The organism is Legionella sp. (assembly GCF_047605385.1).
GTDB lineage: Bacteria > Pseudomonadota > Gammaproteobacteria > Legionellales > Legionellaceae > Legionella.
Window position 1 is genome coordinate 1 of record NZ_JASGFU010000012.1, and the last position, 22853, is coordinate 22853.

Consider the following 22853-nt stretch of genomic DNA (forward strand, 5'->3'; position numbering starts at 1 on the left):
ACCACCATTAAGTTGACTTGCTGTGCCACCCTGACCTCCTTGACCACCACTACTTCCCCCTGTTCCTCCCGCTCCACCACCAGCTCCACCGCCACCGCCAAAACCGGTACCATTTCCACCAGCTGTACCCATATAACCGCTGCCACCAGATCCGCCGCCAGGACCACCACCTGCTCCACCATCAGCCGAGACTATATGCGGTGTTATAAATAAGGGTATCATCGCAAAAACAGTAAAAGAGAGTCGAAATTTATCTTTTCTATTCTTCTCAATTAACTTGGGGTAGGGATTATGTTGACTAGTTTTAAAATACATTACCTCTCCTTGGCTATCCTATTGCATTACGTGAATAAAGACCTTGCCATCAAAAATTAGTAGGTGCGGCGGTCATTAAGCTAAAATTTGCAAGATCAAATGTAATATAATACTTTATTTTTAGTAACTGAATAAAATTTTAAGTGAACAAATTAAACTAAAATTATTAACTCATTTATTAGGAAGATTCAATGACTATAGCCCTTCTGGCAACTGGCGATGAAATTGTTCACGGGGACACGCTCAATACAAACAGTCATCAAATTGCTCATATACTTAGTTCTGAAGGCTTACCTTTAGGCTTTCACCTTTCTTGCAGTGACAAAGAAAAAGACATTGTTAATTGCCTGCAGTTTTTAACAACACACCACGATATTATTATCATTACAGGCGGTCTTGGTCCCACTACAGACGATTTAACTCGTTTTGCCCTAGCTAAATTTACTAATTCCTCTTTAGTGGAACATGCACAAGCCTTAGAACATCTTAAAATGCGCTTACAACATATAAAGGTCCCATTTAACCCAGGTAATCTGCAACAATGCTTATTTCCAGAGTCGGCAAAATTATTGCCCAACCCCAATGGAAGCGCTATGGGTTGTTATTACCGCTGGCATGATAAAATTTTTATTTTATTGCCTGGACCACCTCGTGAATGCTTACCGATGTTTAATCACCATGCATTTCCTTTGTTGCAAGAAACGTCACACAGTCAAAAACAAATCCTGAAATGGCGTGTCTTTGGCGTGCCAGAAAGCGAGTTAGCACAAATGCTAGAAGATGCATTGCGTGATGTGAACTGCCAAACGGGTTATCGCTGGGAATCTCCTTATATTGAATTTAAAGTCCGTTGCAAACACGAAATGGTGGCGCAGGTAAAACAAATTGTTGACCCTATTGTGGCACCGCACATCATCAGCAGTATTGATAAAAAAGCCTCAGACAGCTTACGTGAGTATCTTTTACAAAAGAATCAATCGATTACTATTATTGATGAAGCAACTGGTGGTTTATTACAAGCTGTTCTTTCTAAACCAAAATTACATCATTTATTACATTTTCATGAGGTAAAAAAAATCGAACCCTATTTTTATATTACCGGTTTAGAAGAATATTGGCAGCAAAAACCCATTACGGGTACAACGCAACTAACGATTCATTACAATAATGGGAAAAAAGAAAGAGCAGAAAGTCATATTATTCCTTATCGTACTCCAGCAGTTCTGGAACATGCTACGGAATGGCTAAGCTTCCGACTCTTTCAGCTCATCAATGAGTTGCATTAGGGAATAACACAGTTGTTGGGTTCCTTGCCCACTGATAGCAGAGATTGCAAAAACTTTGCCGCTCCACTCCAGGCCATCGATGATGGCTTGGATACGCGCTTGGCGCTGTGCTTCATCTGGCAACATATCGATTTTATTTAATACCAACCAGCGTGGTTTATCTAATAACTCTGGATTATAATCTGCCAGCTCTTTAAGAATGGCTTTGGCGGATACTACTGGATCACTCTCATCTAAAGGAGCAATATCAATTACATGTAATAAAACGCAGGTACGAGATAAATGTTTTAAAAAGCGGTGTCCTAAACCTGCACCAGCCGATGCACCTTCAATCAAACCGGGAATATCAGCCATAACAAAGCTTTTATGTGAAGAAACACTCACTACACCTAAGCCTGGATGTAACGTAGTAAATGGGTAATCAGCAACCTTGGCTTTAGAGCTAGAAACAGCACGAATTAATGTCGATTTACCCGCATTAGGTAACCCTAAAAGCCCTACATCCGCTAAGACTCGAAGCTCCAGGCGTAAATATCTGGATTCACCAGAACTACCAGGAGTAGTCTGTCGTGGAGAACGATTGACGCTGCTCTTATAGCGTGTATTCCCCAAACCATGAAAGCCCCCTTGTGCAATTAAAACAGGCACACCAACTTGATTAATATCACCCAATAATTCATTAGTATCAGCATCAAAAATCATGGTTCCGACAGGAACTTTGATGATGAGGTCATCTCCTTTTTTACCCGTACAATTGCCACCCATTCCTTGCTGGCCATTACCTGCTTTATAGTGGCGAGTGTAACGAAAATCGATGAGTGTATTCAGATCACTGCTGGCTTCAAAGAAAACGCTGCCACCATCGCCGCCATCCCCGCCATCTGGGCCGCCACGAGGAATAAATTTTTCGCGTCTGAAGCTTAGGCAGCCATTGCCACCTCGACCGGCTTCTACATTGATTAGCGCCTCATCAACGAATCTCATGACTTATCCTCAATATAAAAAAAACCCCGCTACTATCGGGGTTAGTAAAAAAACTGAAGGAGAAACATCAATTAAATTCAATAAATCAATTAATGTTAATCAAACTATTCGTTAACAGCTTGTTCTTCTTGCTCTGGAACAATAGTAACAAATTTACGATTTTTCTCGCCTTTGATAACGAATTTAACCAAACCACCAACCAAAGCATATAAGGTGTGATCACGGCCAACACCAACGCCTGGACCCGCATGAAAGCGTGTACCACGTTGTCTTACAAGGATTTCACCTGCATTAACATATTGACCACCATAGCGTTTCACGCCAAGGTACTTAGGATTCGAGTCGCGGCCGTTACGTGTACTACCGCCTGCTTTTTTATGAGCCATTGCTATCCCCTCTTACTTGCTAATAGCAGTAATTTTAATTTGTGAATAATACTGTCTGTGCCCCATCTGTTTCATGTGGTGCTTACGACGACGGAATTTGATGATTCTGACTTTTTTGTGACGACCATGGTCAAGCACTTCTGCTTTAACAGTTGCCTTAGCAATCAATGGTGTGCCGCAAACGATTTTGTCACCATCAGCGATCATTAATACTTCTTCAAATTTAATTTCATTGCCAACATCTTCAGGCAGCAATTCGATTTTAAGTACATCACCTTCCTTCACGGTGTATTGCTTACCGCCAGTTTTGATTACCGCATACATAATTTTTCTCCAAGTCGCCTGATTGGCTACCAAAAATTCAACAAAGTTGCATATTCTATGAAATTATGTAACTAACTTCAAGTGTAATTTCTATTTATGTTCATCTTAAATTATTGTATACTTCACCTCCCTTTCTGAATTTTTCACTAACAGTTAAATTTGGTATTTAATCTGGTCGCGGATTAAGTAAGGGGTAAATATACAAACTTTTGGAGCATTATATAATGTCAAACATTCTTTTAGAAGCAGAAACAAGAACGGATATGGGGAAAGGTGCGAGCCGCCGCCTACGTCGTCTTGAAAATAAAGTACCTGCGGTAATTTATGGCGGTGACAAAAAGCCAACGTCTATTCATTTTAACCACCACAAAGTAATCAAGGCATTAGAATCTGAAAGCACTTATTCAAGTGTTTTTGATATTACTGTTGATGGAAAAGTAGAACACGTTATTTTAAAAGCCTTACAACGCCATCCATACAAGCCTGTAATTTTACACATGGACTTGCAACGCGTATCTAAAAAAGACGTTCTGGTTAAATTGGTACCTATTCACTTTATCAATGAACAACAAGCTCCTGGTATAAAAGCTGGTGGCATGATCAACCACACGATGACTCAAATAGAAGTTCGTTGCCAAGCGCAAGATCTTCCAGAATTCATCGAAGTCGATATGTCTAAGGTTGCATTAGATGATGTAATTCACTTATCTAACTTGAAATTACCTAAAGGTGTTCACTTAACTGTTGACGTGACTGATGGCAGCCACGATGCTCCTGTTGTAAGCATCCATATGCCACGTGTCAATATAGTTGAAGAAGAAACTACAGCTGAAGAAGTTCCAGCATCTGATGTGCCTACTGTCAGTGCTGAAGAGAAAAAAGACGAAGAGTAATATCTCGTCCGCCTATAATAGACCTCTTGCCTAGCCTGCGGATTTTGCTGGTTATCCATGAGGTCTAATAAAAATATAACCCACAATAATAATCCATGTAGTAACATCAAAACGAGCTGAACATGGCTATAAAACTCATCATCGGATTACGAAACCCTGGCTCAGCTTATGAGCATACACGACATAATGCTGGTGCTTGGCTAACTGAAACATTAGCGCATCGACATAGCGCTTCATTCAAATTAGATAAAAAATTACAGGCTGAAATTGCGCAGCTTAACTTAAATAATCATTCAGGCAAATTGCTACTGCCTCTTACATTTATGAATCATAGCGGTCAACCAACGCGACTTGTCAGTCAATTTTACCGTATTCAGCCTGAAGAAATATTAGTCGTACATGATGAATTAGATTTACCGGCTGGCCGCATCAAGCTAAAAACCGGTGGTGGTCATGGCGGCCATAATGGTCTTCGTGACATTATTGCCCACTTGGGCAATCCTAATTTTCATCGTCTGCGCATCGGTATAGGTCATCCAGGCCATAAAGATTTGGTGCACCAATACGTACTTGGCAAACCCTCAGTACATGATCGGCAACAAATTTATGATGCCATCGATCGCGGCATTGTGGTGATACCACTTGTATTATCTGGCGATTTGGCCAGAGCAATGAATCAATTAAATGTTTAATAGAGGTACTATTCATGGGATTTAAATGTGGAATCGTGGGCTTGCCCAACGTTGGTAAATCAACTCTATTCAATGCGCTGACAAAGGCAGGTATTGAAGCAGCAAACTATCCTTTTTGTACCATTGAACCCAATGTAGGAATAGTTACTGTACCCGATCCTCGCCTTGATGCATTAAATGACATTGTCAAACCACAGCAGGTTCTTCCTGCCACAATGCAGTTCGTTGATATTGCCGGAATTGTTAAAGGGGCATCTAAAGGTGAAGGTTTGGGAAATCAATTTCTTGCCAATATTCGCGAAACTGATGCAATTGCTCATGTAGTACGTTGCTTTGAAAATACAGAGGTTGTGCATGTGGAGGGCAAAGTAAACCCTTTAAGTGATATTGAAGTCATCAATACTGAATTGGCTTTGGCAGATATGGAAACAATTGATAAAGCCATGCTTAAAGCAGGAAAAAACAGTCGTAGCGGTAATAAAGAAGCTCTTGCTGAAGTAAAAACTTTAGAAAAAATCAAAGTGCATTTAGATGAAGGCCTTCCTGTACGTACTTTGGAACTGTCTCCAGATGAAGAACTTATCGCCCGTCGTTTGTTTTTACTCACCGCAAAACCCGTATTATACATCGCTAACGTGGATGACAATGGTTATGAAAATAATCCATTGCTGGATGCAGTTAAATCCCTTGCTACTAAAGAAAATGCGAAAATAGTTGCCTTATGTGCGGCCACTGAAGCAGAACTCGTTGAGTTGGACAATGAAGATCGCAAAGAATTTATGGAAAGCCTAAGCTTAAATGAATCCGGTTTACATCGTGTGATTCGTGCAGGTTATGATCTTTTAGGTTTACAAACTTACTTTACTGCTGGCGTTAAAGAAGTAAGGGCCTGGACTATTCGTAAAGGTGCTACCGCTCCTCAGGCAGCTGGCGTGATTCACACTGATTTTGAAAAAGGATTCATTCGCGCCGAAGTCATTGCCTATGATGCCTTTATTGCTTTTGGTGGCGAGCAGGGTGCTAAAGAGGCGGGAAAATTGCGTTTGGAAGGCAAAGAATACATTGTTTGTGACGGTGATGTCATGCATTTTCGTTTTAATGTGTAATATGTTTGTTGGCCAATCGCCATTAATCTTCAGCAAAATTGCGCTTTGATTCACGGCGATGGTTTATACTTCATGCCAAGTTATGCACAATAACTCATGTTTACTTGACAATTCACATGTACAACTTTAGCATTTGTTCATCGAATGGTTGAGGATAAGCAATGACGATTGAGAGTATACGCGCGGCAGTAATTGATGATTTTAACGCGGTTAATGCCTTAATTGTTAACAAAATTGAATCTCAAATTGGTTTAATTGACGATATGTCCCATCATGTCATTGAAAGTGGTGGGAAGCGCTTACGTCCTCTATTAGTACTGTTAACCAGTAACGCCTGTGGTTATCAAGGCAATCGTCACATTGACCTTGCAGCCATGGTTGAATTTTTTCACACGGCAACTTTATTACACGATGATGTTGTTGATGAATCAACTTTAAGAAGAGGTCGGAAAACAGCAAATAATATTTGGGGTAGCAAAGCCAGTATTTTAGTTGGCGATTATTTATTTACCCAATCCATTCAATTAATGGTTAGTTCTGGCAATGATGAAATTCTAAAACTATTTGCCAATACCGCTTTAGATATTAGTTGTGGAGAAGTAAAACAACTCTCTAACCGTCATAATCCAACCTTAACCTTTGCTGAGTACTTTGATGTAATTCGCGCGAAAACGGCCTTATTATTTGCTGCAGCAGCTTGTATCGGGCCAATGCTTAGCGGTTCATCAAAAGAAGTTCAAGACAGTCTCTATGCTTATGGCTTGCATTTAGGTAATGCCTTTCAGCTTATTGATGATGCTTTAGACTATTGTTCGGATACCAAGACCATTGGCAAAAACATTGGTGATGATTTAGCAGATGGCAAAGCAACACTTCCTTTAATTCATGCCCTGCAACATGGTACAGAAACGCAAAAACAACAAATTATAGGCAGCCTTAAAAAAGGTAGCCTTAAATTTTTACCAGAAGTTCTTATTGCCTTGGAAGAAACTAAGGCCATTGAATATACTAGAAAAATTGCTGCTCAGGAAATTGATTCTGCTCTGTCGTTCTTAATGATCTTGCCAGAATCCAAATATAGAAATGCTTTGGCTGAATTAGCTCAGTTTGCATTGAAAAGAAGCTTTTAATGGAATAAAAATCCAAAAAGGTCAAAATAATTCCAAAATAAACTATACTCTCCTTAAGAACCGTACAATAATAAACCACTAAGGAGTTATATATGTTATCAACACATTTTAAAAAAATTTTAATGATTTTGGTAGTTAGTAGCTTTACCACCAGCAGTTTTGCTGCTTGGAATTGGAATCGTAATGTCACTAAATGTTATGGCAATAATTGTCATCACACGGTAGTGCATAAACATTGCAAAAATGGATATTGTACTGTTTGGCGCCACAATAATAGTTGGCATAGGTAAGCAAATATATTTCCGCGAACTCAATTTTGTCTAGGTTATAGCCCTCACTCTAACCTAGGCAAAATTGAGAGGGTATACCTGTTAAATTTATTCACAATGAAAATCTCATCCAAAAATATCACAGGAGTTTTCATAAAATACCTTCAGAGAAACATAATAATAACTTAAAAAAGGAATGGAAATGTCTTATTTTGTCTGTATTGCACAAATAAAAATCAATTCAGGTAAAGAAAAAAGATTACTTAAGGAGCTGTCCGCACTAATTAAACCAACCACGGCAGAACCTGGTTGCGTCAGTTATGAATTGTTCCAAAATGTGAATCAACCGCAAAGCTTTACGATGATTGAATTTTTTCACTCGAAAGAGGATTTTGATTTTCATCAATCGCAAGATTATTTGTTACATTATCGTGAAACCTCTAAAAACTTGATCGAATCATCACAGTTGATATTTTGCCTGACTATTGATTAAAATGCTGACCACATAGCAAATATAATCTGCATGCGGCATCGCATAAAGAAATATCAGCATCAATAGGAAAAAATTAAGACAAGAAACTCCATTTTCTTGCTTACATGATTACAAAGATTCCTTTATAGCAGCTTCATTGTCATTTTTAATCGTCTCATCTACGACTACATGCGAGGGCTCTGGTTCTACCTTAAAAAATCGTAACTGTGTGGAACTATTAACAACATCTTTAGGCAGCGAACACAATAAAGCAGAATCCATTTCAAGCATAACTACTTGCTGTGATATATCGTTCTCTGCAAGAGGCATTGAAACTTCCGCTTTTTTTGCCCTCTTAGCTAAAATAAAATCGTTAACTTGGCTTTCAGATTGAGAATGCCTTAAAATTTTATCAAGAAGATTATCATCATTAGGTGATTGTTCAGTCAAGAGTTTATAAAGAACAGTTGGTGTCAAATCCTTTCTCTCTAAAAACCTACTAATTAATTCATTAGTTGAACATTTGTTCGCTATTAAAGTTAATAATTCTTCATCGAATACATTAGTTTTATTAATCAACTCAAGCAATAGGGTTCCGATAAACTTAGGATGAGTAACCATCTTCTTAAGATTATCAGAATTAAGCTCCTTTTGAATCAAAATGTTAAAAGCCTGCTCGGTAAGATCTGGTCTTTCTAAGAACGTACTAATTAACTCATTATCGCTGCATTTATTTGCCAATAAAATTAATAGCTCTTCATTGCTTTCACTATTGATCGTTTTTTTATAAACCAACTTTAAAAATTGATTATTTTTCGCTTGATTAACTAGCAAGGTAATATGCCTTGAGTCAAGATTTTCTTTTTCTAAAACCAGAGACAATATTTTTTCATCTCCATTCGCCTTTTCAAGTACTAATTTAATGAGCTCTTTTGATTGCGCCTGCTTTGCTAATACTAACCAATCTAATTTAATAGGTTGTAGATGCATAAATGCGTTGACAATAACGTTATCAAAAATGAGTGAAGGCGTTGATTGATATCGTTTTAAAACTTGAGCCATAACTTTGTTTACAGTGCTAGAACGTACAAGTTTTTGCGTTGTTGTCAGTTGTTCTTCTCGCGGCATCATTTTGATTAATAGCTCCTGCGCTACCTTATCTGAGAAAAAAGCATGATTAGCTACTTGAGTAAGAAGAGGATAAGTTGCATTTGGTTGTTTGACTAATTCTACTAAAACTTCTTCACTTAAAGGTTGTGTTATCATTGTTTTTAATACCCTCTCTTCCGCAGTATTCTTTAAAGCATGCATTAATAAATTATTAGTTATTTTATTAGCATTTACCAAATTATTAATAATTTCAGAAGAAACAGGATAGTGATCCAGGATAAAATCGATTGTTTGAGCATTACAATAAGGATTGTTTAAAATGGACGGAATAACTTCTGCAGATATATTATTTTGTAATAGTTTCTGTAAAACTTCCGAAGAAAGAGCTTCCTTAGCAACAGCAATTAAATAACTGGTAAAATCCCTATTTTTCAACTTATCTTTTAATACAGAGTGACTAAATAAGACATTAAGAACAGTAATATTTATAATTTGCCAGGTTTTCCAGTGTTTATTACATTCTTTTGATATCTCTTTATCAAGGTTACTATGTGTAGGCACATGCTCAAACCGTTTATAAAAAATAGAAAGTGGCAACCCTAAATATACCTCCAACGTACTCTTTTCTTTTTTAGGTAAATCGACTAAAAACGATACTTCTTCGCAAGATAATATATGGAAAAGTAAATTTTTTAATGCATCTAATGTCTTGATATGCTCATTAATATAATTAAGTGTATTTATTGGCACATTAAACATGCTTTGGATGGCATTAATTGAAATATCCTTTTCTCTTTCTAAGAAATTTTTATTTACATAAATAAATGCCGCAGCCACTTGCTCGTACGCAGCAATTATAATTGGCATCGTTTTAGGAAATAATTTTTCCCAATTAACCTCTGTGAAATCATCAAACGGATGATTAACTATATAAATAAATCCTTCGTTATTACTTTCGCTTAATAACGATCTGAGAAGAGGAAACTCTCTCTGACTACCAGGCCTGTAGCGCATTAAACAAGTTTCAAAAAGATTAAGTTTTTCAATGGTATTTTGTGGTAACCACTGTAAAGGCACTTTTTGATTTAACAAAACTTTAAACTCCCCATTAAAAAATAAGGCTTGCTCACGTAAAGAATAATACATACGATTATTCTTTAATTTTTCTGGATGGTTACCTTCAAGAACAGTACCTTGAGTAGTAACTAACCAATTATTGGGTGAATTTTTTATGAAAAAAGTTAACTCTTGCGCTTCTTGGGGCGTCACAATTATGGCTTGTAACTTATCATTTTCATGCAGTCGATACCAAAGCAGAAAAACTGGTTTTAAAAACACATTAATATAGTTATTTTGTTCTTTATAAGTTGCTGTATAATTTTTGCTAACGTACATTTCATCATCAAAAAGGCCAGAAGAAATTTTATCCGAAGCAAAAAGTTTATTTAACTTTAAAATCATTTCGTCAATGGAAAATTGACGCCAACTCCACGTCGGGCTTTCGGTTAATTCAGGGTCATAACAAGCATCAAGCGCTAATAACTCCACTTGTATTTCCTTTTGAATTTCTTTTTGAATCTCAACTTCATTTCCTAAAGAATCATTGACCCATTCATATTCAGTTAAACAAACGGGTATCGCTTGATTAATAATTTCATCCAAACTGTTAGTAATCTTAATTAAGTCCTCGGGAGGCAAAGTTAAATTAGCGTTTTTAGCACAAGAAGACCAATAATTAATTAATTGGTTCTTCGATTGATTTAAAATTTCAGCAATAGGTACTTTTTTATGAATTGCCCCGTATAGCGCAAATAAATCGAAAGAAGGTGTCTCGACAAAAAACAATTTTAAATAGTGTAACAAAGTTGCCTTTTTCTTTGCCTCTTCTGCAGGTAAGTCTTGGATAACAGAAAGGAAATAACGTCGGAAGATATTAGCCATTTTCCCTTTGGCCGCAAAAATATTATCAACGAGTAGTGTTTCTTTCTCCTGCTTGACTAACTGTTGGCTCAATTCTTGTAGTGTTTTATTATTCCAGTATTTTGGTCCAATGAGTTCAACAGTTTGTTCTTGAGCCAAACGTCGCTGGCGCATATTACCTTGAATATAACTTTGAAAAGTTATCTTCTCATCCACCAATACTAGAGCATTTGCATTATCACATTGGGTAATATCTACTCCCATGATGTGAAGTTGGTCATAATAGGTAAATCGTTCAGCAGGCGTAGTTCTGAGAATAGTAGCTATTGATTTTTCATCACTGGTTCCTAATTCAATAATTTCCTCGAGTTTAGCAACTGCAAGAGCACACAAAACTTGATCCTCATTAAAATACAACACATGCTTAATAGTGTTGCTAAAATAGGAAGGATGCTTTTTTATAAATTCCGCTATCTCTTTTGCAACGCTGAAATTGCTAATTCCGGTAAAAGTCGCATTAATATCAATGATTGTGCGCGTTCTTTGTTGCGCTTTCGAGCCCATTAATATTGTTTCGATAAATTGGGATGCGCTATTATAATCATAACTTAAAATGGGCGTATTTTTACGGTTTAATACCTCAACAATATAGCCATCACTTCCAAGTGAAGTTGTCGCATCATAATTTAAACGCTGATGATAAGTAGTATAATTTGCAGGAGTACCAGTTAGCCCTTGCACACTTCGGTAAAGATCAACATGATTAAATGCATTGCTAGAAACAATAGTGGTATCATGTTGAATTTGTTTTAAAACTCGTTCAGCTAAAATTGAAAAAATTAATGCTCGGTTATATTTAAGAGACTCATGCAATTGATTTATTTGTGCTTCATCATGAATATTAATTTGACTTAAAGTAAGGTCGGATTGCCCTGTATAAAATTTAAACCCTTGGGCTGTGGGTGTCTCTTCAATTTGCTTTAACTTTTCATCTTGAAATAACTCTTGACGAGCTAATGCTTGCCACTGTGTTAATTTTTCTATGAGAAGATCTTTACTAATCCCTTTAATAAGCATCATTTGAATAGCATAATTAATTGATTCAAACTCATTACCAAAACGACTACGTTCATTCGGCAAATTATTGCCCGCATAAGGAATCGCTAGAGTATATTCGATAGGAGATAAATCTTTTCTTTTTGAAGCTCCATAATGTTCATTAAGCCTTTTCTTTAGAGTTACCGGCAGCACCTTGTTAATTTGTTGTTTATAAAAAGCGAGTATCGATTTTTCTTCCAAGGTTGCTTTTTGAATCGCTTGATTAATGGATTGGGATTCATCAGTAAGATAATCTATGAGTTCTTGTTGAATAAACTCCTTCTGAACAGCACCATCATAGTGTATTACCGCATTAGCAATAAATTCTTTTGCGTTAAAAGGTTTTGTTGATGTTTCAACAAGCTTTTTAGCCAGATTCCTTTTAAATTCGTTCCAATTATAATTATCTGCAAAAAACGGAGCTTCTTTAATAAGATTAATATCAATTAAATTAAAAAGCGCAACAGAACCTTCAATAAGCAAAGGGTTAATAGGCTTAGATTCGCCAATCGTGTAGTTTAATTTTTTCTTAATCCATAGACCTTGATGAATTTCATCTATTACACAATCAGCATAATCACGAAATAAAACAGTAAGCTTATCTAACCAAAATACTTGCTGTTGCCAATTATCATCGTCCTTAGCTTCTAACAAGAGCTCAATATATTTAAGTTCTAGAGACTGAATTGACTCGCTTGTAGTCACCAAATAGCTTTTAGTAGTCATTACTTCAATAAACCGTTGGTATAATTCTTCAAGTTGTTGGGGTGAACAATTACTATCTCTACTAAATTCAAAGCGATAAGCACGCTTACCAAACAAACGTTGCGAGGTGCGATTAAGGTCGACATAATTAGTCGCAAATAAAGCTGCTGGTACCTCCACCACCACTAAATTATCGCCACGGGCTTTTCTTTCTACAAGAATGGGCAAAATAACTTTTGACTTGCCACCACCAGGGATAATTTTTTCTACTGTCTCATGGATTTTTTCAGCTTTATCATTTCCAAGTAACTTTTTAAAAGCATTAACCTGACGTTTACGTAGTAAAATCGCCTCTTCATGTTGCATAAGAACAGTTGAAGGCTCGTCTAAACCAGGAATATCTTCAGTAGATAACAGTTCTAAAGCGTGTAACGTTGCATCCATATCATTAATATTATTTGCTTGCTCAATAGTACTCTTTAATTTTTGAGCCAGTTGATGCTGAATTCCATTTAGTAGTGCTCTATGGATTAAAGAATGCAGCTGGTTTGCTTGTTCTTGACTTAGTCCAGTCCTTTCAATGGTTAACGTGATATCACCTCGACAATACAAGGCTACCAAATCTTTTTTAGTTAATTTAGGGCGAACTTTCGCTCTCCTTTCAATTAACCATTGCTGTGCCTTTAAAGCATTTTCTGGACCTTGATTTGCAAATTTTAAAGCCTCTTGCCAACTTCTTTCACTTTTACTTGTTAAAGCAACTAATTCTACGTCAATGATATTTTTAATAATTTGTAGCAATTCTTTATCATCATTTAAGTGCTTAGCTAATCGTTTTTTCTCTTCTTCCGTAGCCGCTAACGTTTTACCCGCTTGTGTTTCAAGAGTATAATAATCTGCAGAATTCTCAGTTAGCTTTTTACCTAATACATTGATTTCGGCATTACCTTTTTCATCCATTTGTTGATAATTTTTAATTAATTGCTCCAACTCACTTCTTTTTTTCTCATCCGCAATCTGATTAAGTATTTTCTTAATAATATTCGGCACCAAAGAAGCATTATTTTGTTTTTCAATTACATAAGGGATACATTTAGGTCTCGAATGCGTAACAATTTCCTGCGGGGTTGCTAAAATTTCCTTATATACATCTTTAGATTGATATACTTTTATTGGAGTTACTTGATATTGACTGACAATATGAACTAATAATTTAAAATTAATTTCTTTTCCAATAAAGGATTTAAATTTATTATCATTTTCTATTACTCGATACAATATATTAGTTAAAAAAGGTATATAAGATGTTTGTTTTTGTAGATTGATATGTCGATTGGCAAGTAAAGTTTTACTACAGAAATTACGCAATGCTATTTTTTGTGTTTCATTCTCAGAATAGGCAATTTGCATTAACGCTGGAAAATGAATAAAAAACTCACTTTCTGATAGAGAACAGCTAAGTTGCTCAAGCGCCAACGTCAGAGCATTTTCATCTGGCAATTTTAATCCAGGCAGTTTATTGCGCCAATTATCAAAAGCAGCCCATGCTTTTGAACCAATTTTAAATTCATTTATTTCTATTTGAGTAGGTAGTGTTAAATCAATCTCAACAAGCTCTAAAATAGAGGTCTTAGCCATCACAGGGTGTAATTTTTTTATATACTCATCAATACGTTTTAATCTTTTTTTATCGCTAGGTGCACCATTATTTAGCTCAATACGTGCAGCAAGTGTTTCTCGTTCTTGCAATGTGGTTTCAAGGTTTAAAGTGAACCATTCGTAACCTAAAGCACCCCAAGCAACTCGATCTTGTGAGCGATAATAATAATTCAATAATTGTTTACGCTCACGATTGGATAGCTTATAAATATGCTCTAAATGTCGACGCATATTTTGTAATTTGCAAAATGACTGGTAGATAGTTTCGGGTAAATTAGTTAAAAAACTTTGTAACTGATGATATTGAATTGCAGCATAAATAGAATTGACTGTCCCATCTTGCTTTGGTTCAATTAAAGAAAATTGACGGTCTTGTAACAGATAATCACTTAAAAGACCCATTGCTTTAAGTTGACAAGCCACATATGGGGGAACTTTTCTAATGGCATCCTCTTTATTTATGCCCGATGAAGGTAAAATATGGGGCACATCATTGCAAATCCAAGCAATAAATTTTAATTCGTTTGAATCGCCTGTTAATCCGCCCCAATACTTATCGCAATGCTCTAAGACATGCCAGGTTTTCGCTGGTTGATTAGTTGCAAGATAAATATAAGCTAAATACAGTGCATCAGCGACCGTGTCAGCCATGGGCTCATTATTTTCTAAACGAAAACTGACAAATTGTTCGCTTTTTTCATAGTTCCACATTGGAATAGTTAACGGTGGACGACTTTTCCATTCCTCACTAACGGATTGATTGGCAATAATTCCATCAATATCATGGATTACCGGAAAAAAATCACTTTGTTCAGCATCTACCGTTGTTGCATAAAAGCGCGTAATCGGTATTAAATTACGCATTTGAGACTTTGTTTTACCTAGAACAACACCTGCCACTGTGGAATGAATAGGAGAGCCTCCTTTAATAATAAATTCGCCAGTTTGTCCAAAAATCAAGTCAAACTGATTATTATTTGCCTCAATAATTTCAAATTGTAAATTATATCGAGGTAAATTAATAAAATATCGAATTTCGTCAGATTGAGTAACAATAAATTGCCCACATTCAAAACATTTGATGGAAGAAAAAATGAACTCAGAGAAAGGCATTAATTGCTGAGCTGTTTCTCTACCCTCTTTATCAAGAAGAACCATTCTGTCCTGATAAACGGTACAATAAGGAATATTATTTTTAACGAGTAAACCATAATTAGGATAAGTAGTACTTTGCCAATAATCCATGGAATTATCTTTCAAAATGAAAGGAAGCCAAGAATTAACCAAGTTTTGTTTTAATGCGGCATTAAAGGCCAGGTGTCTATCAGAAAGTGCTTGTAATTCAAATGGTTGAGGTTGGTTTTGAATATTCCAGTTTTTATGTACAGTTAACTTACCCTGAGCGTGCCATAAGTGTACTTCATTTTTTTCATCTTGAAAAATCAGATAAGTACCCTCAGCGTTGGCTAAACAAGTATGGCGGTTGGCTAACTTTAAATGGTGTATAAGTGGGTGATTTTGAATCGCTAAGGGGACACCACTATGAGCTAAGTCTCGCTCAAAAAGTTTACCTAACAAAATATTCAAGGTTACTTTTTGCTCGCTAGAGCTCAATGTATAAAGAGGAAAAGTTCCTTGTTCAATAGCAAGACCTTTTAAAGTAGGTTGATTGAGAAGCATTGTTTCAATGACGGCCTTAATCTTTGCTTCGGGCTGCAAACTGGCTAAAATTTGAAATTTTGCAATGCTTCGCTCTATCTCGGCTCGGTGGGCTTCATCTTCTAAAATACGTGGGTTAGCATGACGTTGTATATAAACGTAAGCTTCAAAAGCCTGCGCAAATAATTCACTGTTTTCTTTTTCTAAATCCACTTGCACCATCAATGTCAAAAATAAGTATTGCTGCATAACGAACGTAACTTGTGGATCATGAGCTTGCAACACTTGTTTTTGTAATTCTTCTTGCATGCTTTGTATCAATACAAGTCCAGAAGCTTTGTTCATTAAATAAAAGTACTGCGTTACTAAAAAGTTAAGTCGTAGAAAGAAAAGAGACTCACAAGTATATTGTTCATCCTTATTATAAAAACGAAAACCCACTTCTAAAAAAGAGTTAAATTGCTTAAAGAATTCAGGAGATTTTAACGCCTCTAATAAAAGTCCTGGCTGAAACAGATTCGCCTCCACATAACGCTGATTCGCTTCGTCACTTAGCCTATCGATGTTGCATTTAAAATAATCTAAAGTAAGAGCAATTTGCAGTGACGTATTACTACGTAAGTGAAAGTAATCACGAGCTATGATATCCGATTGAGTTACAGGTTGTTGCTTTTCAGTAACTCGATTAGGATTAAGTTGAATTCCATTAGCCGTTCTTACGTCTATTTTTTTTTGATACAAAGTGGGAACATCGTGATATAAAGCTGCTTGCGCAGGAGAAAATTGCAATTTATATTTGTAATTTAAAATTTCTCTAGATAAAGATTGAAAGCTTCGTGTAGCAGTTTGTAAAGGAGTCTGAATCAAAAATTTTTTTGTATTATCACTAAAATGCACAAAATCAAGCGTCAACTTATCAGGACTCTTGAATTGATTTAAATAGAAAGGATTTACAACGTTGTTAATCTGAGCTTCATAGTCAGCATGTTTTTCAATTTTTTCGATAAGAAGAGTGAATTTACTATCTAGCTTTCTTTTTTCTAACAAATGCAAAGAAATCATATAAAGTGATTGAAATCCATGTTTTCTAATTTCTTGATGGTACTCATCATTTTCATTACCGTAATTGCTTGCATAAAGTTGATTTAACTCTTCATTTAAAGCTCTTTCAGAATCTAGAATTTGTTTAAAATAGGGAAAATATTGTTCTTCATTTACTAATGAAGCCCCTGTTGTTTTTAAACGTACTTGCATTCGCTGTAAATTTTTATCTATTTCAGGATGATTAGTAGCCCAAAAAGGATTACGGACTTGCTCGCCGATAATTGATTCTATAATGGAATTGGTAAACAATGTAAATTGAGGTGCATTATTTTTTTTAGCAATGTGAAATTGCGCATCGGTTTGTAATAGTAAAACGTGTAATCTTAAGATATTCAATGCGGGTATTTGTGCTTTTTTTAGCCAGTTTTCTTGCAGGTGTTGGATTACATTTTGAATTGCGTCAAGCTGTTTCTTAAAAGTCTCATAATGTTCTAGTGTGGTTAATTCTTTATAAAAATCTGTAAGTCCTACCATTATTGTACTAAACGGCAAATTTAAAACTAATTGTTTCACATAAAAGTACTGCATTGGTGCATCATTAATATTTTGAATAAATTGGACAATCGCGTTTAAATTTACTAATAAATTCGTTCCATTGTTTAAATTAACAGCCTGAAATGATAGCGCTTTATAAGTCAGCTGTTCAGAGGAAATTTGTTGTCCAGAAATAGACACATGATTTAGTTTGAAGAAAGGTATAGTAGTTTGTACGGCTGTTTTGGAAAGTACCGTTAAGGGCATATTTTTTAATTTTACTTTCAAATCTTTAACACGCTCCATATGTTTTTTAGTTTCTTCTTCACTAAATAAATTTGGTTTATTCAAAATTTTTAAGTTATTACTGATTGCAAGAATAATTTGTTGTTTCACTGCAGCAGTGAACGGTTGTGCTCCATTAAAACAAGCATTGGCGTAATCAAATACAGCATGTTGCTTAAATCCAAAAATAAAACGCTCATAAACTTCAGCAGATTCTGAATTAATCTTAAGCATCTGATGCAAGCAACGTTGCGAACAAGTTCCAGATAATTGACCTGAAGTATACATATAGTCCTGGATTTGTGGTGATTCAATTTCCTGGCCATCAAAATAAGCAATGCTTGCTAAAATGTGATTATAAAAATATTCCTCATCAATAATTTTGTTTTGACGTTCTGGTACAGCAGGACAGTCAGCCTGTATGATTTGATTAATAAAATGCAGTAATGCTTGTTTTTCTTGATCAGATTTCGGATAAGGAAAAGACCAAGTCTTCATCGGATTATAAAGCTCTTTTTCGTGACTTGATTTTTTTTGATGATACCCAATTCCAGCCCCCGAATTAATAACTGCAAACTGATAACCCTCGTCGGTTCGCAAAAATTGACAAACCATCGCATGTGCGTGGCCTTTAATGTTTGACCAAATACCTGGAATTTGCAGATTATTATTTATAGGGAGATTTAAAATATTATCAACAATTTCTCTTGCTATAATCTCTGCACCTCCTAATATTGGAGCAGCATTTAAGGCCCTTATTTTTTTCTGAATATCTACTAGATAATTCATCTGGTGTAAAATATTGACGTACACAGCAGGAAACTCTTCTTTATTTTCTCTAAGAATGTCCAGGTATTGCTTTAGATAAAGAACACAAATATTAAAATCCATACCCTTGAGACCATAAGTACCAGAAATATGGGAATCGTTTGTAATCTGAGCAAATAATGGCGCAGTTATTGGAAGCATAATAACCTCTAAGAATAAATAGAAAGCAAATTATAGAGGGGTTAGCTTAAGAATTTATTAAGCATCTGATTCAGTTCTCATGCAAAATATTTATTTTTAACAAAGACGTTAATACTTAATTAATATTTAAAGTATATAATTTAATTATCTTACCTTAAATGTGGGCGCTCTATGTTCGAAAGCAGCTATCGCTACATGCTTAAAAAAGCAAAAGAACGTTTTAAAGAAACATCATATACTTTTGAACATAAAACCCTTATAAACATATTACATTCAGCTGTGGAAGCAGCCATAAAAACCTATCAAAAAGGTTCCATTTCAGAAAATAGAAAAAAAGATATAGAAGTTATTGGATTGATTTTTAACAACTGCGATAGAGTAGACCAATGTCGTAAAAAGCTAGATCTTTATTTCTCAGGGAAATCAGTTGAGGAACTTTTTAAAACCGAACCGCTCTCTCAGACAGATAGAGAACTAGTTCAACAATTAAGTCATCATCAATTTAAAACTGGCTTTTTGGATGGCAGTAAATTAGAAGATTATGTTATTGCCACTGTCGATTCATTTTATGAACACATAGTGCAACCTCTTCTTTTTGACCAAGAAAATGAAAAGAATGTAGAAAATATCAAGAAATCGCTACATCAATGCCTACTAAATGCCAAATACCAAATTCAGAGCACTAAAACCAGTAAAGAACGAATTAATACTTCCTTTGATAAAATAGAAGCGCAAATTAATGAAATAACTGTGCAAAACCTAAACGAAATATTATCAAATTTTGCCAAGGAAAAATCAGCAAAAAATAGTCTTGAATCCCTCTTCAAGAATAACATTAAACCAATTTTAGATAAAAACGTACGATTTAATGAAGAATATTCTGAGAAATCCATTCAATATAACCTTAATGATTTTATAAATTTTCATATTGAAAAATATCGAAAAGAAAAAGGGAATAAGCAAGGTAAAGAATACATGGATGATGAACATATTATTGATTCTTTAAAAATGAAGTCTGATTTTAGTCAAATGTCTCCATCACCCCTATTGAAAAAACATATTGTTAATGCGTTTCAGGAATTTCAAAGGTATATAGCTAAATTTAGTGACCAACGTCTGGTAAAAATTAAAACATGGGAGAAACAACAAAAACCTTCTCCACAACCACCCAAGATTATTATTGCTTTACACGGATGGAGGGATAGTGTCGAGTGTTGGAACAATTTAGGTCAGAGCGCTATTGAAAAAGGGTATAAAGTGATTGCCTATGATCATCGGGGTTATGGCTTTGATGATGAGCGTAGAAATCTCGGCCACAATAATGATTATTTGACCATTGATTTTAGAAAATTTGTTCAGTCTGTTATCACGGAAAATCCAGAGGCTGAAATTAATTTGGTGGGTCATAGCATGGGTGGAGCCATTTTATTAAATAACCAAGATTTTATTGCAACGCAACCGGCCATAAAATCAGTGACCTGTTTTTCGCCTGCTGTTACCCCTTCACTATCTTCCTTTTTTAGTGAGTTACGTAACGCATTATTCGGCCGAGAAGCACATGAAGAAGCACTTGCTCGTCAGCAAAATAATCAACCACGTTTTGTAGCCAACTTATCAAAAATAATTACTACTTTGCCTTATCTTCTGTCTCTGATGACACAAGCCTATCAATCGCTTAAATCACTAGTTACCAAGCAATTTGCAAAAGACACTGCTCCTTCCTGGACTATTTTTTACGGTAAAAGAGACAAAGCTGTACCTTTTTCTTCTTTTGAAGAAGCTCAGGCAAATAAGCATAACGATAAAGTGTCTTTTGTACCATTATCTCGAGGGGATCATTTGTTAACGCAAGGACGTCATGCAACGGTTGCCATAGACGCATTTTTTGAAGCCATCGAAACCCAACAAAAAGCAAGCAGTAAAAATGATCTCGATAATATTAGTACCTATGGGCCGAGTCTAAAATAACATTACTTCGTTATACTGATTCCCCATTGAACATAGACGATTAATTGCCAACTAGCCATTTCGTTAGAAAATTAACACTATATTTATCCGAAACTCCCGTTAAATTATGTATTTTATTGTCCCTGTTTTCCTTTAAATGTCCCTTTCTCTAAAAATGTAACAATTAACTTCTTTGCCTCAGGATGATTCATAATAAAAGTATGAGTAGTACTAATAACTATCGGCTCTGCAAAACCATCCATACGCGCAGCTTCTGGGGGAACCTTAGCATCATAGCGCCCAGCAATAATCCCCATTTTTAGAGGAGGAATAGGTACCCGATGGACGTATGCTGAATGTTCAGAACTTAATTCAGATAATGGTTTAATCATGGACTTTAATATGGGAAATATATTTGTAGACAATTTTGCTAATTTGGAACCTTGATTAGGGGGGGCCATCATGACTAAATAGCCAATCTGATTGAATTCTTTTTTTGAAAGCCTGGATAAAGCTTCACGAGTAATAATTCCTCCCATACTGTGGGTAACAAAATGAATTTTTACTCCAGGATTTTCTGCTTCTAATTGTTTAATAAAATAATTTAACTGTTGTGCGTGTTGGTGAATACTGTATCGTGGTGATGGATAACTATAAATACGTACCTCATAGCCATGGCGCTGCAAATAAAATTTTAATGGCGCCATACTCAGTGAAGTACGCATCAAGCCATGGACTAAAACCACAATTTCCCGAGAGGCTACTTTTTGCGCTTGTTCCGCAAAAGGATTAATTTTGACAGGTATTAAAGCATAAGCTTGCAGCATACACGTTGTTGCAAAACCTAGAATCAGCATGAGCTTCATTATTTTATTTTTATTAAACATAGCTCTTACCATAATTTCCTGTGATAAAGCATAAAATATAACATGAGTTTACAAGTCTTGATAATCCACACACTCACTAGAGTGCGATTTTAAATGTGGTTGTGTTTTGCTCTATGAACTATAAGAATCTATAAGTAAATACGCTCGCCCAATTCATCCTCATAGCCAAATTCGTGTAGATCGCGCAAACGGTAAGGAAATAAAACGCCATCAAGATGATCGCATTCATGTTGGATGATTCGCGCATGAAAATCCTCGGCAACACGGGTAACCAAATTCCCTTCCAAATCATAACCACTGTATTCAATTTTTTTGAATCTGGGTACTAAACCTCTGATGCAAGGTACACTCAAACACCCTTCCCAGCCTTCAACCAACTCATCAGATAAAGGACAATACACGGGATTAATTAAAATGGTAAAGGGTACTGGTGCTTTATTGGGGTAACGCCTATTCTCCTCAAATCCAAACATAATAATTCGACGGTTACAACCTATTTGCGGTGCAGCAATGCCAACCCCTTCTTTAGCTTGCATGGTATCTTTTAGGTTTTGGACTAAATCAGCTAATTCGGGATGATACTGAAGCGGCTTTTCATAATGGATAATTGGAGAGGAAGGTGTAGCTAATTGCTTATTGCCCATTTTTACAATCGCTTGTGTCGCCATGACCATGATACCAATAAATGATTAAAATGACGTAATTTAAGTGGTACAGCCAACACCAGCATTAATTCGCTGATGAATATTTTTATTATAGTGATTTCTTGTTAAATTTTACAGATTCTGAGGCGAAATTACTAATGAGAAAATAATCTAAGCTGTCCTAGCACTCGAAAGACAGTGAGCAAAACTAAATATTGACTTAAGTTTTCATATAATGATAACCGCTTAAAGAGTAAAACAGAAAAAGTGTTCTCTAAAAAAGATGCAGAAGATGCTGTATTGAAGAAGCTGCGACGCCAATTAGGTCTTTTTGGTAATTTACAGACGGATAATTCACAGGCTGCCAATCCAGAAGGGACTAATAATTTAAAATATTAAGATTTCCTCGAATAATCTTCAAAGCTGAATTATGTGGTAACCTCACGGCGTATGTATATTTTGTCATTGCGAACGCAGTGCCAACGACAGTTCTTATCTCGTTCTTCAAAGAATGGCATACACCGTGAGGTTACTT

16 protein-coding genes are annotated in these 22853 nt (G+C 35.7%); 9 read left to right on the forward strand and 7 right to left on the reverse strand.

Features of this window, described 5'->3' with window-relative positions:
* Positions 1-315, reverse strand: a 315-nt coding sequence (locus QM652_RS04325; protein ID WP_415073215.1) for a hypothetical protein, incomplete at its 3' end; no start/stop codon positions are given.
* A gap of 191 nt (positions 316-506) precedes the next feature.
* On the opposite strand from QM652_RS04325, the gene QM652_RS04330 reads away from it, so the two are divergent.
* Entirely contained in the window at positions 507-1601 is a 1095-nt protein-coding gene (locus tag QM652_RS04330; RefSeq protein ID WP_415073217.1) for a competence/damage-inducible protein A, read from the forward strand.
* On the opposite strand, the gene cgtA is transcribed toward QM652_RS04330, so the two are convergent.
* The 3 genes from cgtA to rplU all read right to left on the reverse strand — a co-directional run bounded on the left by cgtA (position 1560) and on the right by rplU (position 3295).
* The gene (cgtA, locus tag QM652_RS04335; RefSeq protein ID WP_415073219.1) at positions 1560-2585 is read right to left on the reverse strand and encodes an Obg family GTPase CgtA; all 1026 of its coding nucleotides are present in this window, start codon (positions 2583-2585) and stop codon (positions 1560-1562) included. The two genes, QM652_RS04330 and cgtA, sit on opposite strands and share 42 nt — an antisense overlap.
* Positions 2586-2689: 104 nt before the next feature.
* Positions 2690-2971 (reverse strand): 50S ribosomal protein L27, encoded by a 282-nt coding sequence (rpmA, locus tag QM652_RS04340; protein WP_415073221.1) that lies wholly within the window; start codon positions 2969-2971, stop codon positions 2690-2692.
* Positions 2972-2983: 12 nt separating this feature from the next.
* Positions 2984-3295, reverse strand: a complete 312-nt coding sequence (gene rplU / locus QM652_RS04345; protein ID WP_415073223.1) for a 50S ribosomal protein L21 — start codon at positions 3293-3295, stop codon at positions 2984-2986.
* 224 nt (positions 3296-3519) lie between these two features.
* Here rplU and QM652_RS04350 point away from each other — a divergent pair, with 224 nt between their 5' ends.
* From QM652_RS04350 to QM652_RS04375, 6 genes are all read left to right on the forward strand, one after another.
* Entirely contained in the window at positions 3520-4188 is a 669-nt protein-coding gene (locus QM652_RS04350; protein ID WP_415073225.1) for a 50S ribosomal protein L25/general stress protein Ctc, read from the forward strand.
* Positions 4189-4310: 122 nt separating this feature from the next.
* Positions 4311-4880 (forward strand): aminoacyl-tRNA hydrolase, encoded by a 570-nt coding sequence (gene pth, locus QM652_RS04355; RefSeq protein ID WP_415073227.1) that lies wholly within the window; start codon positions 4311-4313, stop codon positions 4878-4880.
* A 14-nt stretch (positions 4881-4894) separates the two neighbouring features.
* Positions 4895-5986 carry a redox-regulated ATPase YchF gene (gene ychF / locus QM652_RS04360; protein WP_415073229.1) on the forward strand — a complete coding sequence of 364 codons (1092 nt, stop codon included), beginning with the start codon at positions 4895-4897 and terminating at the stop codon, positions 5984-5986.
* 161 nt (positions 5987-6147) lie between these two features.
* Positions 6148-7116: a polyprenyl synthetase family protein gene (locus tag QM652_RS04365; protein ID WP_415073231.1), complete on the forward strand. Its 969-nt coding sequence runs from the start codon at positions 6148-6150 to the stop codon at positions 7114-7116.
* A gap of 92 nt (positions 7117-7208) precedes the next feature.
* Positions 7209-7406 carry a hypothetical protein gene (locus QM652_RS04370; RefSeq protein ID WP_415073233.1) on the forward strand — a complete coding sequence of 66 codons (198 nt, stop codon included), beginning with the start codon at positions 7209-7211 and terminating at the stop codon, positions 7404-7406.
* A 181-nt stretch (positions 7407-7587) separates the two neighbouring features.
* Positions 7588-7878, forward strand: coding sequence for a putative quinol monooxygenase (locus QM652_RS04375; RefSeq protein WP_415073235.1), 291 nt, complete (start codon positions 7588-7590; stop codon positions 7876-7878).
* A 108-nt stretch (positions 7879-7986) separates the two neighbouring features.
* Here QM652_RS04375 and QM652_RS04380 read toward each other — a convergent pair whose 3' ends face one another.
* On the reverse strand, positions 7987-18840 hold the full coding sequence (locus QM652_RS04380) for a DUF3638 domain-containing protein (RefSeq protein WP_415073237.1): 10854 nt from the start codon (positions 18838-18840) through the stop codon (positions 7987-7989).
* A 171-nt stretch (positions 18841-19011) separates the two neighbouring features.
* Here QM652_RS04380 and QM652_RS04385 point away from each other — a divergent pair, with 171 nt between their 5' ends.
* Entirely contained in the window at positions 19012-20808 is a 1797-nt protein-coding gene (locus tag QM652_RS04385) for an alpha/beta hydrolase (protein WP_415073239.1), read from the forward strand.
* 113 nt (positions 20809-20921) lie between these two features.
* Here the strand turns inward: QM652_RS04385 and QM652_RS04390 are convergent, their stop codons facing one another.
* Together QM652_RS04390 and def are read right to left on the reverse strand one after the other, a co-directional pair.
* Entirely contained in the window at positions 20922-21674 is a 753-nt protein-coding gene (locus QM652_RS04390) for an esterase/lipase family protein (protein WP_415073241.1), read from the reverse strand.
* 128 nt (positions 21675-21802) lie between these two features.
* Positions 21803-22342 (reverse strand): peptide deformylase, encoded by a 540-nt coding sequence (gene def / locus QM652_RS04395; RefSeq protein ID WP_415073243.1) that lies wholly within the window; start codon positions 22340-22342, stop codon positions 21803-21805.
* 243 nt (positions 22343-22585) lie between these two features.
* Here def and QM652_RS04400 point away from each other — a divergent pair, with 243 nt between their 5' ends.
* The gene (locus QM652_RS04400; protein ID WP_415073245.1) at positions 22586-22717 is read left to right on the forward strand and encodes a hypothetical protein; all 132 of its coding nucleotides are present in this window, start codon (positions 22586-22588) and stop codon (positions 22715-22717) included.
* The last annotated feature ends 136 nt before the right edge of the window (positions 22718-22853 follow it).